We start from the raw sequence: 15,565 nt of genomic DNA on the forward strand, positions 1-15,565 counted from the left end.
CGGTGGAACAGGGTGTCATCGACGACGACGTGCAGCGGCCCGGCCGGGACGAGGCGGTCGACGACGAGCCGGGCGAGCGCCAGGCCGACCTTCTCCGGCGACCAGACCGCCCGCGCGAAAAACCGGTGCGCCCGGTCGTGCGGCCACAGCGTGGACAGGCCCGCGCCGACGAGCATCCCGCACACCGTGCGCCGCCCGCCGGTGGCGAGCATCCCCACGACGAGCGCCCGGAACGTCCGGAACGACGGCGCGGTGAAACACGGCCGGAAACCCTCCAGCAGCACCGCCAGAGAAACCGGTATCGTCACGTCCGGGAGCATCGGCGTCCAACTTTCGGGTTGGTACAGGAAACGCTGATGCTCCCGCCACCAGCCCCTCGCGCTGGCCTTCCACCCCTCCGCCACGCACCGCGATACCACCGGCAGGCACCAGGGAATCATCCACCCGAAAGCAATCGGGAAAATTATCCAGCCGTTGCCAGACACTGATCTGGATCAAGAAAACTGCGAAACTCTAGTTATTGAATCACAATAGGGCAGCCGTGTCCAGATGCTAAGATTCCTATTAGTAGCAACATCCCTACCGCGCATCCTCGCCAGCGTCGCTGGACAGGTGATCGTCGAGCTTGCGCAATGCACCTTGCTTCTCCGCCATCGGAGCCTGTCAATCCCGATGAGACATCAGGCTGCTTGGTTCGTGGGTAGCGCCTCCTCGGTCTCGATGATCGCTGGGGGCTGGTTGATCCACGCCTCGGTCGGCAGCGCGGGTGGGGTCGGCCGGCGACGATCACGACTCCGGGGGTGCGCCCCTGGGACAGCAGCAGCAGCAGCGCCGCCCCGATCCGCTTCTTGAGTTCCCGGTCGTATCAGGCGATCTGGCGGAGGTCATTACCGTAGTCGAAGATGATCCGCATGCGTGCGCCCAACGCCCGGKCGTATCGGCTCAGGGTTGCCACCTCGTTCACGTCCAGATCACCGTTTTCGATCTGGCTTATCCGGCCAGGTGAGACGCCCATCAGATCGGCGACCTGACGCTGTGTCAAACCAAGGCGCTTGCGCTCCTCGGCCAGGTGGTAGGCGCTGGCCCACGCCTCCGTACGCGCTCGTTCCACGGCGAGTGCCGCGTCATCGCCGTCATGGAGCTCGGCGCGGATGTCCTCCCAGTCATGGAACTCGGTCATGAGCCCTCCCGCCGTTTCCGTTCGACGGCCAGCCAGCCGTCGTAGACAACCTCTGCCGCAGGAATCGCAGCCCTGTACCAGTGCGACCAGTCGCCGGCCTTGTTCCCCGCGACCAGCAGCACGGCCTGCGACCATGGATCGAACACGAAGATCACTCGGATGGCCACCTCGCGGCCCGACCGCGGTCGGAGCTCCTTGAGGTTGCTGATCGTTGATCCCTTGAGGGTGTCGACCAGCGGGCGCCCGAGCGCCGGCCCGGCCTCGGCGAGCATGTCGATTGCCGCGTTGACGGATCGGTAGCTGTCCGRCTCCTCCCGGCGCAGCGAACGCAGCCACTCTCGCACCTCGGAGGTGGCCTTGATCGTCCACCGGGCGGGCGTTGCGGCCATTGGTCAACTATAGCTCAAGCTAAACATGGATCCGGGTGAGTGCAGGTGACGATTGATCGAATATTTCCAATCAACACCACTGAGCTCTGGTCGCCGACAGTATGATCGCGTGTGTGATCCGCAACCGTGCTGGTGGGGGTGTTTGTGGTGCGTTGCCGAGCGCACCCTGCTTGACCTGCGGTTTTTCTCCTATTCGATCTTCTTGTGACCTGTCGGGTGTGCGCGGGGTGTGCGCGRCCCGAGTGGGTGGAGTGCGGGGGACGAGTCGGGCGGCGCCTTCGGCGGCTTCCCGGGCGAGTTCTTCCAGGACCGAGGTGTAGGTGTTGACCGTCACCTCGTGGCTGGAGTGGCCGAGGGTCTCCTGGATGACCTTCAGGTCCGCGCCGCCGCCGTGCATGAGGGTGGCGGCGACGTRCCGGGCATCGTGAAGGCGGATCGGGGGTACCCCGGCTCTCGCGATCTGGTCCTGGAACTCGGCGGAGACGGCGGCGGGATGCAGAGGATCGCCGTCGAGGGTCGTGAACACCGGTCCTGAGGGGTCCCAGTCGAGGCCCATGGCGCGGCGCTCGTCGTGCTGCCGTTCCCGATGACGGTTAGAACTCCTCGACAGTGAGGTCGTCGAGGAGCAGTTCCCGCACTCCCGCGTCGGTCTTGGGCCTGGTGCGCTGCACCTTCCAGCCGACGACGACGAGCTGCCACTGGATGAGGATCTTCTTTTGGTCGAGGTCGACGTCCGGCCAGTTCAGAGCGCATGTCTCTTCACGGCGCGGCCCTCTGTAGGTCACGAGGTGATAGTGAAGCGATCCCGGCGGGTAGGCACGGATGTTCCCGCAGCCGCGGTCGAGGGTGAACACGATCCGGTTCTCGGCAACCGCAGCAGCGAGCACCTCCGGATCGGAGCGGCCCGACAGGTTCTCCGCAAGCACGGTATCGGCATCGATCCCGTGCTTGGCGAGTCGCTCGGCAAGGGAGACCGGGAGACCCTCGTCCAGCTTGACCTTCACGGCGCGGTACGAAGCGGCACGAGATCCTCCCGCGCCAGACGCGCCCCGTAGGCAGCGGCCGCACGGATCCCCGACACGGTCAGCGACGGGTACTCCGCGATGATCTCACCGTCGGACATACCGTCGGCAAGGCAGTCGAGCACGACACTCACCGGCACCCGGGTCCCCCGGATACACGCCTGCCCATGACCGACTGTCGGGTCGGCCACGACGAGCGCCAGAAGATCTTCCGCCATGCCTCCCAGTATGCTCCCGGATCTCAGCGTCGAGCGCCCGTCACGTGGTCCAAGCCGTGGCACGAGTGACAGCCAAGTTGACAGCCAAGCCGCTGGACGCGGGTGGACGTCGACGGATACCGGTGGACGGAACGCTCATGGTCAGCAGACAGGGCGGACGTTGACAGACGTCGACGGAAGATCCAAATCTAACTACGGATCAGAAGGTTGGGGGTTCGAGTCCCTCGGCGGTTGCAACGCGTCGGTGTTCGGGCGGTTCGACGTCTGCGAGCCGGCGGGCCAGGCGCTGTTCGGCGCGGGCGAGTGCCTCGTCGCGTGCCGGGAGTACCTGGTGGGCGCCGAGGCGTGCAGGTCTGGCGGAGCGGGGCGTCGCTGGTGGCGAACGCGCAGGGCCGCCGCCGCCCGCAGACCGAGCAGACCGCTTCCGGGAGTGTGAAGCAGTTCACGCAGATGTCGGGCTGGTCGTCGTGCGCGCGCAGACCGGCACCGCCGCGGTAATCACGTCGGCGGGCAGCGACGGGTCGGCGGCCGCGACCGCGGCGGTCACCGCCACCCAGCGGGCCGCCGCCGTCGCGAGCCGTGACGCCCAGGGGCTGGTCATGACCCGACCCCCGGGCCGGGGATGGCGGTGATGTCGGCGCRCCGGGGCCGGCCCCAATAGGGCTCGACCAGGTCTCCGGGCGCGCAGCCGAGGATGTCGCAGAGCGCGGCGAGTGTGGCCAGCGACAGCCGCTCCGGGATGCCGGTCACCAACCGGTAGACCTGCTCGCGGGAGAGCCGGACACCCCGCTCGGCGAGCAGCGGGACCAGCGCCGTCGTCGCGAACAGCCCACGCTCGGCCATCAGCTTCCGCAGATGCCAGTGGTAGCCGACCTGCGCGCTTCAGTCGGTGGCCAACAGCCCATTCAGTCGCGACAGCGTGGGTTCGTCCGGCACGGTGGAGCTGCCGCCCGCCCAGGCGCCGATGCGCGGCCGCAGCCACTCCCGGAGCTCGACCGCGGCGACGGCGATGCGGTCGAGCTCCTCGGATCCGAACCGGGCAGGCAGCGCCTCTCGTTCGGCCGTGCCGACAAGCCCCGTGAGCTGGAGCCAGCGCAGGTAGCTCCAGCCATCGGCGATCAACTCGATCGGGCCGTCCGCCGAGAAGGCGAGGCTGTTGACGAAGTCCAGCACCGGATGATCGCCCAACCCGATCAGCACGTCCGGGTTCATCGGAGACCTCCCCTCGAGCCGATCACCCAAATAACCACTCCACTTCCTCTTGAGAGGTTACTCCCTCGTCAAAGTAATCGTCTTAGATATCTTTTTTAGATAGCTTTTATGGACCACCGGGGCCGCTGCGCCCGCTGAGCCCCCTGCGCCCGACGGGGCCCGCCGCTGACCGGCGGAAGCCCGTCGGGACGGTCGGTCAGGAGTTGGCCACGTCGGTCAGGAGTTGGCCACGGCGGTCAGGAGTTGGCCACGGCGGTCAGGAGTTGGCCACCGGAAGGTAGATCCGATTGCCGGCGGCGTTGAACTCGGCGGCCTTCTCGCGCAGGCCGGCGGTGACCGCCTCGTCGCCGGCCGGGTCCGCGCCATGCCCGGCCGGGTCCAGCCCGTCCCCGCCCGCGTGTGCCCGCACCTGGTGGGAAATCTTCATCGAGCAGAAGTGCGGGCCGCACATCGAACAGAAGTGCGCCGACTTCGCGGCCGGGGCCGGCAGCGTCTCGTCGTGGAACGCGCGTGCGGTGTCGGGGTCGAGCGCGAGGTGGAACTGGTCGGCCCAGCGGAATTCGAACCGGGCGTCCGACAGGGCGTCATCCCAGGCCTGCGCGCCGGGATGCCCCTTAGCGAGGTCGGCGGCGTGCGCGGCGATCTTGTAGGCGATAACGCCGGCCTTGACGTCGTCCCGGTCGGGCAGGCCGAGATGCTCCTTCGGGGTGACGTAACAGAGCATGGCGGTACCGGCCCATCCGATCATCGCCGCCCCGATCGCGGAGGTGATGTGGTCGTAGCCGGGGGCGATGTCGGTGGTCAGCGGCCCGAGGGTGTAGAACGGCGCGTCGTGGCACAGCTCCCGCTGCAGCTGCACGTTCTCCTCGATCTTGTTCATGGGCACGTGCCCGGGTCCCTCGATCATCACCTGGACGTCGTGCTCCCACGCCACCTGCGTCAACTCGCCCAGGGTGGCGAGCTCGGCGAGCTGGGCCTCATCGTTCGCGTCCGCGATGGACCCGGGCCGCAGGCCGTCGCCCAGAGAGAACGTGACGTCGTACGCGGCGAAGATCTCGCACAGCTCGGCGAAGTGGGTGTAGAGGAAGTTCTCCTCGTGATGGGCCAGGCACCAGGAGGCCAGGATCGAGCCGCCGCGCGAGACGATCCCGGTCCTGCGCCGCGCGGTCAGCGGCACGTAGCGCAGCAGCACCCCCGCGTGGACCGTCATGTAGTCCACACCCTGCTCGCACTGCTCGATCACGGTGTCCCGGTAGACCTCCCAGGACAGCTTCTCCGGCCGGCCACCGACCTTCTCCAACGCCTGGTAGATCGGCACGGTCCCGACCGGCACCGGCGCGTTACGGATGATCCACTCACGGGTCAGGGCGATGTCCGACCCGGTCGAGAGGTCCATCACGGTGTCCGCGCCCCAGCGGGTCGCCCACACCATCTTCTCGACCTCCTCCTCGATCGAGGAGGTAACGGCCGAGTTGCCGAGGTTCGCATTGATCTTCACGAGAAACGCACGGCCKATCGCCATCGGCTCGGACTCKGGATGGTTCACGTTCGCCGGCAGCACGGCCCGCCCCGCGGCGATCTCCGCCCGCACCGTCTCGACGGGAAGACCCTCCCGCAGGGCGACGAACTCCATCTCCCGAGTGATCTGACCGCGGCGGGCGTAGCCCAGCTGGGTTATGGAAGGCCGTCCCGGCACCGCCCGACGGGGCACTCGCACCCGCCCGTCGAGATCCGTCCCGCCGAGACCGAGCGTCCCAGAACCGGGCGTCCCAGAACCGGGCGTCCCAGAACCGGGCGTCCCAGGACCCRATGTCCCGGTCCCGGGAACGGTCCGCCGCTCATCCGGCGCGGTGTCGCCACGCTGGGCGATCCAGCTGTCCCGCGTCGCCGGCAGACCCCGGCGCACATCGATCGTCACCCCCGGATCGGTATATGGACCGGAGGTGTCGTACACCACGACGGTGTCACCCGTGGTCAGCACGATCTCCCGCATCGGCACCCGCAGATCGGGATCCGCTCCGACCAGCCAGGTCTTGCGGCTGCCCGTCRGCGGACCCGTCGAGACCGCCGTCATCCCCGCGGCCGAGACGGACGACGAGGAGGACGAGGACGAGACGGACGGGGAGGATGCGGCGGACGACAAGGATGAGGTGGACGGGGACGAGGTGACGGCCTTCGAGGTGGACGAGGACGAACGGTCGGTACGCGACACCATGTAAGACTCCCTACGCCGGCATTACCCGGACAGGTTCCTGCGGTCGGCGGCCCCAGCCGCCCTCTCAGCCCCTTGGCGGAGCTCCCGCGATCAACTTCGACGCTTGTCGACAGTAAGACACCGCCGGCCCGCTCGCCACCCCTTCCGGTTCATCCGACGCATGCCCTACACCATCGGGCGACGTGAAGAGCCCTGTTCMGCCGGACCCCGGTTTCTCTGCGTGGCGGGGAACGCCGGACCAGCTCAGCGGTCCGGGGCCGCCGCCGGCCCGGAACTCCCGCCCAGGTAGGCCGTCTCGATGAGCTCGGGATGCGCGATGAGATCCGCCGCGCTCGCCGACAGCGCGATCCGGCCCCGGTCGAGAACGTAGCCACGGTCGRCCACCTGCAACGCGAGCGAGACGAACTGCTCGACCAGCAGCACGCCGGTCGACGTCTCGAGGGCGATCGTGCGCAGCAGGGCGAGCAGCTGCGGCGCAATCCCGGGTGCCAGGCCGAACGACAGCTCGTCCACCAGCAGCAGACGCGGTCTGCGCACCAGAGCGACGGCCAACGCGAGCCGTTGCCGCTCGCCCCCGGACAGTTCTCCGGCCGACCGGTCGAGCAGGCCGCGCAGCACCGGGAACCAGTCCAACACCCGCCCGATCTCGCCGGATGAGCGCCGGCCGGCCGCCAGGCGCAGGTTCTCGCGGACGGTCAACCGCCCGAGTGATCCTCGTCCCTGCGGTACGACCGCCATCCCCCGGCGGGCGAGTGTGCTCGGCGCGGCCCGGCGCGACCGGTCATCGAGGACCTTGACCCGTCCCCTCRACGGCGTCAGCAGCCCCGCCGCCGTGCGGATCAGCGTCGTCTTGCCCGCGCCGTTCGCTCCGAGCAGCGCCACGATCTCCCCGGCACCGACGGTGAGCGACACGTCCCGGAGCACCGGAACTCCGTCGTATCCGCTCGTGACCCGGTCGAGTACGAGCAGATCGCCCCCGCCTCGGCCGGGGGCCGGCGCCGGGGTGGAGGCGGGCACGGAGTCGAGAGCAGGCACGGAGTCGAGAGCAGGCACGGAGTCGAGAGCAGACACGGAGTCGAGAGCAGACACGGAGTCGAGAGCAGAGGCCGAGCCGGGCCCGGGTCCCGGGGCGGTCCCGGCGCGGTCGCCGCCGTCGGGCCCACCACCGCCCAGATAGGCAGCGCGGACCGCCGGATCGGCGCGCACCTCGGCGGATCGACCGCGCGCGACGACGCGGCCCCCGTCCAGGACGAGGACGTGGTCGCATACGTCGAAGACGAGCTTCACGTCGTGGTCAACGAGCAGCACGGCGATGCCGTCGGCGGCGATGCGGCGCAGCCGGTCGGCGAGCGTCCGGCGGGCGGCCGGGTCGAGACCCGCGGCCGGTTCGTCCAGCAGCAGGACCTTCGGCCTGGCGACGAGGGCGCGGCCGAGAGCCACCGAGGACCGCTCGTCGTGGGAGAGCGTCGACGGCAGGCGATCGGCGATCGTGGCGAGCCCGAGCGACCGGGCCGGATCTGGCCCGGTCGCGGGTCCGGGTGCCCGGGGCGTGACGACGGCCAGGTTCTCCCCGACCTCCAGACTGTCGAAGAGTTCCAGCGCCTGGAAGGTGCGGGCGAGCCCCAACCGCAGCCGCTCATGCGCCGGCAGTCCGACGAGCACGGCACCGTCCAGCGTGACGGTACCCGCGCTGATCGACRCAAACCCGGTGAGGGCGTCGATCAACGTCGTCTTTCCGGCTCCGTTGGGTCCGATGAGCCCGGTGATGGTGCCTGCCGACAGAGTGAAGGAGACATCCTCGAGGATGCGCGTGCGGCCCTGGTCGGCGGCGAGCATGTCGACCGCCAGCAACGCCGTCACGGGGCTCCGCCCGGGTTGACCGGATGCGGGGTCAGGCTCGGCCGGCCCTGGTCCGGCGGCTGCGGGTGTCGCACGTGATCTCCTCGACGCGTTCGCTGCCCAGGACCGGTCCGATGCGTGCCACCCGACCGATCCGCGCGGCCCTGATGATCGGCGCGAGCCGTCCGATGCGGTCGGTACGCGAGCCCGGCCGGACGTAGCACCGCCAGCACCACGACGGCGATCCCGCACAGCACGGACTGGTACTTGCCGAGCCCGGCAACCTGGTCCAGCACGATGAACACGATTCCGCCCGGCACCAGCAGACCGCCCAGCAACGCTCCGCCGACACTCGTCACCCCGCCGGCGGCCGCGATCGCCAGGAAGAACAGCGAGGCCGTGACGCCGAACGAGTCGAAGGACAGACGTCCCTGGCCGTAGCCGATGAGGCAGCCGCCGAGACCGGCGATCGCGGCGGAGAGGGTGAAGGCGAGCACCTTCGTACGACGGACGTCGATCCCGGCCGCGGCAGCGGCCCGTTCGTTCGCGCGCACGGCCAGCATGCGCCGGCCCAGGTCCGCGGTGCGCAGCCGGGCGACTCCGTAGCAGCACGCGGCGAGCACGGCCAACGCCAGCAGCCCGTACTGCGGCCGGGGGAACCCGGCACCGGCGAGCCCGAGATCGAGGCCGAAGATCTTCGGACTCGGTACTACCGACCCGGCCAACCCGCCGGTGACCAGCGGGTTTCCGAACACCACCTCCTGGATCGCGACGCCGGCGACCAGAGTGATCAATGCCAGGTCGATTCCACGCAGCCGCCGTGACAGCACCCCCAGCAGCAGGCCCGCCACGGCGGCGGCACCCGTGGCGAGCAGGGGTGCGATCGGGAACGGCACGCCCAGCTCACCCTGGAGTCTGGCCAACAGGAAGCCGGCGACACCGGCGAGGGTCATCTGTGCCAACGAGAGCTGTCCGACGTACCCGGTCAACACGACGAACGACAGACACACCACGGCGCCGGCAAGGCTGCGTTCGAGGCCGAGCCGGTAGGGGCCGGCCAGCACGAGGATCGCGACCACCCCGAACGGCACACCGACCGCGAGGTGGCGCAGGGGAGACTCCGGCGGGTCGACCACCGGCATCGGAGCCGACACGGCGACGCCCGCGGCGCGACCGGGAATGAGATCCCCGCGCCGGCCCGCCACCGCGATGACCAGAAGCATCGGAAGCAGCGCGCGCAGTCCCGGCTGGTTCAACCAGGAGACGTCCTGTTGCAGCGGGATCAGGACGGCCTGGGTCATGCCGAGGCCGAGAGCTCCGACGACGGTCAGACCGAACGAGGACAGGCCACCGAGCAGAGCGGCGGCGAGCGCGGGAACGACGAACRGCGAGTAGCTCGTCGGATTCAGCGCACTGATCGGCGCCACGAGGATCCCGGCGAGGGCGGCGAGCACGGCCGCCATGACCCAGTTGACGGCGGCGATCCAGCCGGGCCGCCGGCCGAGAAGCGCGGTGGTCTGCTCATCCTCGGCGACGGCGCGGGTAGCCAGGCCGAACAACGTCCAGCGCGACATCGCCCACAGACCGGCGGCGACCACGATGACCGACGCGGCGAGCAGCAGCCGGTCACTCGCCACGGTCACGCCCAGCAGGGACAGCGGTGACTGCGGCRGCACCGGGCTGAGGAACCTGTTGTCAGATCMGAACTGGAGCACGGCGACGGCCTGCAGCGCGATCGTGAGGCCGACCGCCGCCACGACCGTCATCAGCGGCTGGGCACGCCRCAAGGGCCGAAAAACCACCAGWTAGGATGCCAGTGCTAGAATTGCCGCCATTGCGAGGGATACTGACAGGGCTAGCCCGAAGGTGGGCGTGTCGGTGAGATGAATTCTTGGCGGCATCCCGACGACGGGCAGTACGAGGTCCCCGACCTCCCGTAGTTCTGCGTACTGGTAGGTGGCGTACATAGCGAACGCCCCATGGGCGATGTTCACCACGCCGGACGCGCGGTAGGTGAGCACGAGCCCTAGCCCGAGCGCCGCGTACACGGCCCCCGGGCCAAGGCCGAGCAGCAATGCTGCTATATACGTTGTCACCGGGCCCCCGTAGACGCATCTATTGCAGATAGAGAGATCCGAACTGCGATGAAGACCGGACGCATGGTCACACAACAGTCCCCGTCCGGCCGGTCGACGGTCAAGCCCCCAGAACTGGACGACAGAAGTGTAGCTTCACGAGCCGTGAGACAAGCCTCCCGCATCCTCCTCGCGTTCTCYGTAGCCTTGTCCGTCGTTGTCRCCGGGTGCACGAGTCAGCGCGGTGGCTCGTCCGGCGCAGCTGCCGGTGGCAGCGCGGCGGCGAGCCGCCTGACCGGGCCTGCGGTCACTGTCGGCTTCGTAACGGTTGAGAACAGCACTGTCGGGTCATACCCGGAGACCCGGAAGGCCGCTCAGGCCGCCGTGGACTACGCCAACACCTCTCTGGGCGGGCTCGACGGTCGACCGCTCCGGCTGATCAGCTGCGCAACCGACGGCTCGCCGGAGTCCTCCCAGAACTGCGCCAACCGGCTTGTCGCCACGAAACCACTCGCGGTGGTCGGCGGGATCGATTTCGGCGCGGAGGCGGCGATGCCGATATACGAGACCGCCCACATCCCGTACGTCACCGGCTCTCCTCAACTGAGCGGAGAACTCGGCTCACACAACGCCTTCGCATTTTCCGGCGGTTCGCTCAGCGAGCTGCTCGGCCTCACCGACTATCTGACGAACATCCGGCATGTGCGCAGCGTGCATGCCCTGTACCTCGACCTGCCCGGCCTGCTGTCCGCCGCTATCCAGGGATCGCAGAACGTCCTGCACCATAAAGGTGTGTCCGACGTCAAACTGGTGCCGGAGAAATCCGACGCGGCAGACTTCGCGCCGGCCCTGACCCAGGTCGCGGCGGGCAAGCCGGACGCGATCATCGTGGTGTTCCAGGCGGCGACGTGCACCCGGATCGTCCAGGCCGCGGCGGCGCTGAACATCCGCAGCGACATCTACTTCATCGGTCCCTGCACCACCCCCGCGGTGCCGCGCGCGGCCAGCGGCCGGACCGACAACCTCTACTTCGCATCCAGCTACCTACCGGTCGGGACGAGCGATGGTGACGCCGACACGGCGGCGTTCCGTAAGGCGATCCCGGAGGCCGATCGGTCCTCGTCGTCGCAGGGATCCTTCTCCGCCGTCCTCAACATCCGGTCGCTGCTGGCCGGTACCGCCCAGCCGACCTCGGCCGCCCTGCTCACGGCGCTTCGCGCCTCCCACGACCGCCCGAACGTCATGGCCCATCCGTTCACCTGCGACGGCAAGCAGATCGACATCTTCCCGGCGATCTGCAACACGGCGGTGCGGCTGCTGGCGTGGAAGAACAACACGTTCACCGATGTCACCGGCAACTGGCTCGACGGGCGCCAGCTCATCAAACTGATCAACTGACCACGTTCGCCTAACAAGCCGTCCGGCTCGTGCTCATCCCCGCTGTCACACGCACGGGCCGGTGGCGCAACCGCTCACGCAGATCTCGACCGTCAGATCTCGACGGTCAGATCTCGACGACGGCCTGGGCGAACTGGGACTGGTACAGCCGGGAGTATGGGCCATCGGCGGCCAGGAGCTCGGTGTGGGTGCCCTGTTCGACRATGGCTCCGTTCTCCATCACGAGAATGGTGTCCGCGTCCCGGATGGTCGACAGCCGATGYGCGATGACGAACGCGGTCCGCCCCGCCCGCAGGGTCGACATCGCCCGTTGGATGAGGACCTCGGTACGGGTGTCCACCGAGCTCGTCGCCTCGTCGAGAACCAGGATCAGAGGTTCCACGAGGAAGGCGCGGGCGATGGTGATCAGCTGCTTCTCCCCGCCGCTCACGCCGACCCCCTCGTCGTCGAGCACGGTGTCGTAACCCGCGGGAAGAGTGCGGACGAACCGGTCGACGTGCGCGGCGCGGGCCGCCGCCACAATCTGCTCGTGGGTGGCGCCCTCCGCACCGTAGGCGATGTTCTCCGCGATCGTTCCGCCGAACAGCCAGGTGTCCTGCAGGACCATGCCGATGCTGGCCCGCAGTTCATCCCGCGACATCGCCGCGACATCGACCCCGTCCAAGGTGATCCGTCCGCCGGTGACCTCGTAGAAGCGCATCAGCAGGTTGATCAGAGTGGTCTTGCCGGCGCCGGTCGGCCCGACGATCGCGACGGTGTGACCAGGTTCCGCGACAAGTGACAGGTCCTCGATCAACGGCTTGTTCGGTTCGTAGCGGAAGGAGACGCGTTCGAAGGSCACCCGGCCACGAAGCCGCTCCGGATGCGCCGGAACCGCCCGGTCGGGTTCCTGCTCGACGGTGTCGAGCAGGTCGAACACCCGCTCCGCGGAGGCCACCCCGGACTGCACCAGGTTCGCCATGCTGGCAACCTGGGACAACGGCTGGCTGAACTGCCGAGAATATTGGATGAACGCCTGGACGTCACCGATCGACAGCGAGCCGGACGCGACCCGCAGGCCGCCGATCACAGCTACCAGCACGTAGTTCAGGTTTCCGATGAACAACATCGAGGGCTGCATGAGACCGGAGATGAACTGCGCGCGCCAACTGGCGGCGTAGAGCCGCTCGTTCTGCTCACGAAAGATCTCCGCGGATTCCTCCTGCCGGCCGAACGCCCGCACGAGCGTGTGCCCGGTGTACATCTCCTCGATATGGGCGTTGAGACCACCGGTGATCCGCCACTGGGCGACAAACTGGGGCTGAGCCAGCTTGCCGACCCGGGTCGCCATCATGATCGACACTGGCACCGTGACCAGCGCGATCAGGGCGAGGATCCAGGAGATCCAGAGCATCATCGACAGCACGCCCACGATCGTCAGCGTCGACGCGACAATCTGCGACATRCTCTGCTGCAGGCTCTGCCCGAAGTTGTCGATGTCGTTGGTGACCCGRCTGAGCACCTCGCCTCGCGGCTGACCGTCGAAGTAACGGACGGGCAACCGCGAGATCTTCGCCTGGACGTCGCGGCGCAGATCACTGATCACTCTCTGCAGGGCCAGGTTCGCCAGCCGGGCCTGGAGCACACCGCACAATCCGGACACCGCGTAGACGACCACGACCCCCAGCAGCACGACACCGATGGCATCGAAGTCCATGCCATGACCGGGGGTCACGTCGAGCGAGGCGAGYAGGTCCGCCTGGGTACCGTGGCCGGTGGCACGCAGCTGCGCGACCGCCTGTTCCTTCGTGCTGCCGGCTGGCAGCCGCCGACTGAAGATCCCCGCGAACACCAGGTCGGTGGCGTGGCCGAGCAGGCRAGGACCGATCACGCTCAGGCCGACGCTCAACGTCGCCAGGACCACGACGGCGATCAGCAGGTGGCGCTGCGGTCGCAGCAGTCCGAGCAGCCGGCGGCTCGACGCGGCGAAGTCCATCGACTTCTCCGTCGCGCCCGGGCCCACGAAGAACCGAGCGGGCCCGGCCGTCGGGGCCGGGCCGCGGCGCGGTGCCGGTACCGGGCTGCTCATGCCGCCTCCTCCTCGGTGAGCTGGGAGAGCACAATCTCGCGGTACGTGGTGTTGTCGGCCATCAGCTGCTGGTGGGTGCCGACGCCGGCCACCTCACCGTGGTCCAGCACGATGATCTGATCCGCATCCCGGATGGTGGCGACCCGCTGAGCGACGATCACCACGGTCGCGGCGGAGGTCTCGTGGGCGAGCGCCCTGCGCAGGCGGGCGTCGGTGGCGTAGTCGAGGGCCGAGAAGGAGTCGTCGAACAGGTAGATCTCCGGGCCGTGAACGAGCACGCGGGCGATGGAGAGCCGTTGGCGCTGGCCGCCGGAGACGTTCGTGCCACCCTGGGCGATCGCGGTGTCGAGACCGTCCGGCATGGCTTCGACGAAGTCCTTCGCCTGCGCGATCTCCAGCGCGCGCCACAGTTCGTCGTCGGTGGCGTCCGGATTTCCGTAGCGCAGATTGGTCGCGACGGTGCCGGAGAACAGATACGGCCTCTGTGGAACCAGGCCGACGGTCCGGGCGAGCAGCGCCGGGTCGAGATCGCGGACGTCGACGCCGTCGACGAGGACGGCGCCCTCGGTGGCGTCGGCCAACCGCGGGACCAGACCGAGCAGCGTTGTCTTGCCGCTACCGGTGCTGCCGATGATGGCTGTGGTCTGACCCGGCCGGGCGCGCAGGCTGATTGCGCGCAGGACCGGCGCCTCCGCGCCCGGGTAGTGGAACCCGACGCCCCGCAGTTCCAGGTCACCGTGGCGGCGCAGCTCCCGCACCGGGTTCTGCGGTGGCAGGACCGTGGAGTCGGTCTCGAGCACCTCCTGGATGCGCTCCGCGCACACCTCGGCGCGGGGAATCATCATGAACATGAAGGTGGCCATCATCACCGACATCAGGATCTGCATCAGGTAGCTGAGGAAGGCCGTCAGCGCGCCGATCTGCATCTGGCCGGCGTCGATACGGTGGGCACCGAACCACAGCACGGCCACGCTCGAGAAGTTGACCACGGTGAGCACGAGYGGGAACATCAACGCCATGAGTCGGCCGAACCGCAACGAGATGTCGGTCAGTTCGGCGTCAGCCACCGCGAACCGGCGCCGCTCATAGTCGTCCTGGACAAAAGCGCGGATCACCCGGAGCCCGGTGATCTGCTCCCGCAGGATCCGGTTGACGGCGTCCAGGCGCTCCTGCATCGCCCGGCCCAGCGGTCGCATCCGTCGCACGATCAAGCTGATGATCACTGCGAGGACCGGAGTGATCGCGACGAGCAGGAGCGAGAGCCCGGCATCCTGGTTGACCGCCAGGATGATGCCGCCCAGGCACATGATCGGCGCGGARACCATGAGCGTGAAGCTCATTAACATCAGCATCTGCACCTGCTGCACGTCGTTCGTGGCCCGGGTGATCAGAGAGGGCGCGCCGAAGCGGCCGACCTCCCGGGCCGAGAACGACTGGACCCGGTCGAACACCGACGCCCGGATGTCCCGACCGAGCGCCATCGCCGTCCGGGCTCCGAAGAAGACGGCGGCGCCGGCACAGACGATCTGCACGACGCTGACACCGAGCATGAGTCCACCGATACGCATGATGTAGCCGGTGTCGCCGATGACCACTCCACGATCAATGATGTCGGCGTTGAGGGTGGGGAGGTAGAGCATGGCGATCGTCGCCACCAGCTGCAGAAGGACCAGTATCGAGATCGGCCGGCCGTAGGGGCCGAGGTGAGCCCGCAGAAGTCGGATCAGCATACGGTCCCTCTCGGTGGCGGCTGGTGGTCGAACCGGTAGATCGCRACAACGGTGGGTAAGCACACTGCAGACGTGTTGCGACCCTACGACGTCAACCCAACATCAGGTCAAGGCATTTTCAGTGCCGCGCACTGGAGAGTCGAGGGTCAGTGCCGCGCACTGGAGAGTCGAGGGTCAGTGCCGCGCACTGGAGAGTCGAGGGTCAGTGCCGCGCACTGG

Annotated in this window: 15 protein-coding genes, 1 pseudogene and 1 riboswitch; of the genes and pseudogenes, 2 read left to right on the forward strand and 14 right to left on the reverse strand. The window is 68.4% G+C overall.

Annotation, left to right across the window (positions count from 1 at the left end):
- The 10 genes and pseudogenes from Manayef4_RS09070 to thiC form a co-directional block, all read right to left on the reverse strand.
- A partial coding sequence (locus Manayef4_RS09070; RefSeq protein WP_254665548.1) for a transposase occupies positions 1–308 on the reverse strand: 308 nt, incomplete at its 3' end.
- Positions 309–865: 557 nt separating this feature from the next.
- Positions 866–1,180 (reverse strand): helix-turn-helix transcriptional regulator, encoded by a 315-nt coding sequence (locus Manayef4_RS09075; RefSeq protein ID WP_070131301.1) that lies wholly within the window; start codon positions 1,178–1,180, stop codon positions 866–868.
- Positions 1,177–1,569: a type II toxin-antitoxin system RelE/ParE family toxin gene (locus tag Manayef4_RS09080; protein ID WP_070131302.1), complete on the reverse strand. Its 393-nt coding sequence runs from the start codon at positions 1,567–1,569 to the stop codon at positions 1,177–1,179. The genes Manayef4_RS09075 and Manayef4_RS09080 overlap by 4 nt, the downstream gene beginning before the upstream one ends.
- A 70-nt stretch (positions 1,570–1,639) precedes the next feature.
- On the reverse strand, positions 1,640–2,125 hold the full coding sequence (locus Manayef4_RS09085) for a tyrosine-type recombinase/integrase (RefSeq protein WP_070131303.1): 486 nt from the start codon (positions 2,123–2,125) through the stop codon (positions 1,640–1,642).
- Between the two features lie 37 nt (positions 2,126–2,162).
- Positions 2,163–2,573 carry a DUF5615 family PIN-like protein gene (locus Manayef4_RS25890; RefSeq protein ID WP_011434852.1) on the reverse strand — a complete coding sequence of 137 codons (411 nt, stop codon included), beginning with the start codon at positions 2,571–2,573 and terminating at the stop codon, positions 2,163–2,165.
- Positions 2,570–2,809: a DUF433 domain-containing protein gene (locus tag Manayef4_RS09095; protein ID WP_011434851.1), complete on the reverse strand. Its 240-nt coding sequence runs from the start codon at positions 2,807–2,809 to the stop codon at positions 2,570–2,572. Before Manayef4_RS09095 ends, Manayef4_RS25890 begins: the two co-directional genes overlap by 4 nt.
- Before the next feature lie 442 nt (positions 2,810–3,251).
- The gene (locus Manayef4_RS24895) at positions 3,252–3,410 is read right to left on the reverse strand and encodes a hypothetical protein (protein WP_023840839.1); all 159 of its coding nucleotides are present in this window, start codon (positions 3,408–3,410) and stop codon (positions 3,252–3,254) included.
- 62 nt (positions 3,411–3,472) lie between these two features.
- Positions 3,473–3,664: pseudogene (locus tag Manayef4_RS09100) on the reverse strand (helix-turn-helix transcriptional regulator); the annotation flags it as partial.
- A gap of 27 nt (positions 3,665–3,691) precedes the next feature.
- Positions 3,692–4,009, reverse strand: coding sequence for an ABATE domain-containing protein (locus tag Manayef4_RS09105; protein ID WP_160323712.1), 318 nt, complete (start codon positions 4,007–4,009; stop codon positions 3,692–3,694).
- Between the two features lie 268 nt (positions 4,010–4,277).
- Positions 4,278–6,095: a phosphomethylpyrimidine synthase ThiC gene (gene thiC, locus Manayef4_RS09110; RefSeq protein WP_139140050.1), complete on the reverse strand. Its 1,818-nt coding sequence runs from the start codon at positions 6,093–6,095 to the stop codon at positions 4,278–4,280.
- Between thiC and Manayef4_RS24100 the strand changes: the two genes are divergently transcribed.
- Entirely contained in the window at positions 5,992–6,240 is a 249-nt protein-coding gene (locus tag Manayef4_RS24100; protein WP_175443353.1) for a hypothetical protein, read from the forward strand. The two genes, thiC and Manayef4_RS24100, sit on opposite strands and share 104 nt — an antisense overlap.
- Positions 6,227–6,334: riboswitch (TPP riboswitch) on the reverse strand. It overlaps the preceding gene by 14 nt.
- A gap of 145 nt (positions 6,335–6,479) precedes the next feature.
- Here Manayef4_RS24100 and Manayef4_RS09115 read toward each other — a convergent pair.
- Together Manayef4_RS09115 and Manayef4_RS09120 are read right to left on the reverse strand one after the other, a co-directional pair.
- Entirely contained in the window at positions 6,480–8,096 is a 1,617-nt protein-coding gene (locus Manayef4_RS09115; RefSeq protein WP_070131304.1) for an ATP-binding cassette domain-containing protein, read from the reverse strand.
- Positions 8,093–10,171 (reverse strand): ABC transporter permease, encoded by a 2,079-nt coding sequence (locus Manayef4_RS09120; protein ID WP_070131305.1) that lies wholly within the window; start codon positions 10,169–10,171, stop codon positions 8,093–8,095. The genes Manayef4_RS09115 and Manayef4_RS09120 overlap by 4 nt, the downstream gene beginning before the upstream one ends.
- A 144-nt stretch (positions 10,172–10,315) precedes the next feature.
- On the opposite strand from Manayef4_RS09120, the gene Manayef4_RS09125 reads away from it, so the two are divergent.
- Positions 10,316–11,548, forward strand: coding sequence for an ABC transporter substrate-binding protein (locus tag Manayef4_RS09125; protein ID WP_070131306.1), 1,233 nt, complete (start codon positions 10,316–10,318; stop codon positions 11,546–11,548).
- Positions 11,549–11,654: 106 nt separating this feature from the next.
- Here the strand turns inward: Manayef4_RS09125 and Manayef4_RS09130 are convergent, their stop codons facing one another.
- Together Manayef4_RS09130 and Manayef4_RS09135 are read right to left on the reverse strand one after the other, a co-directional pair.
- A complete protein-coding gene (locus tag Manayef4_RS09130; RefSeq protein WP_070131307.1) occupies positions 11,655–13,616 on the reverse strand; it encodes an ABC transporter ATP-binding protein in 1,962 nt (653 codons plus the stop codon).
- A complete protein-coding gene (locus tag Manayef4_RS09135) occupies positions 13,613–15,346 on the reverse strand; it encodes an ABC transporter ATP-binding protein (RefSeq protein ID WP_023840842.1) in 1,734 nt (577 codons plus the stop codon). Before Manayef4_RS09135 ends, Manayef4_RS09130 begins: the two co-directional genes overlap by 4 nt.
- Positions 15,347–15,565 lie beyond the last annotated feature (219 nt).

Origin of the sequence: Frankia sp. CgMI4 (assembly GCF_001756285.1) — a bacterium.
Taxonomy (GTDB): domain Bacteria; phylum Actinomycetota; class Actinomycetes; order Frankiales; family Frankiaceae; genus Frankia; species Frankia casuarinae.

Bases quoted from the DNA above. Each gene is read 5' to 3' on its own strand.
- Manayef4_RS09095 (WP_011434851.1), bottom strand. From the start codon at position 2,809: ATGGCGGAAGATCTTCTGGCGCTCGTCGTGGCCGACCCGACAGTCGGT.
- Manayef4_RS24895 (WP_023840839.1), bottom strand. From the start codon at position 3,410: ATGACCAGCCCCTGGGCGTCACGGCTCGCGACGGCGGCGGCCCGCTGG.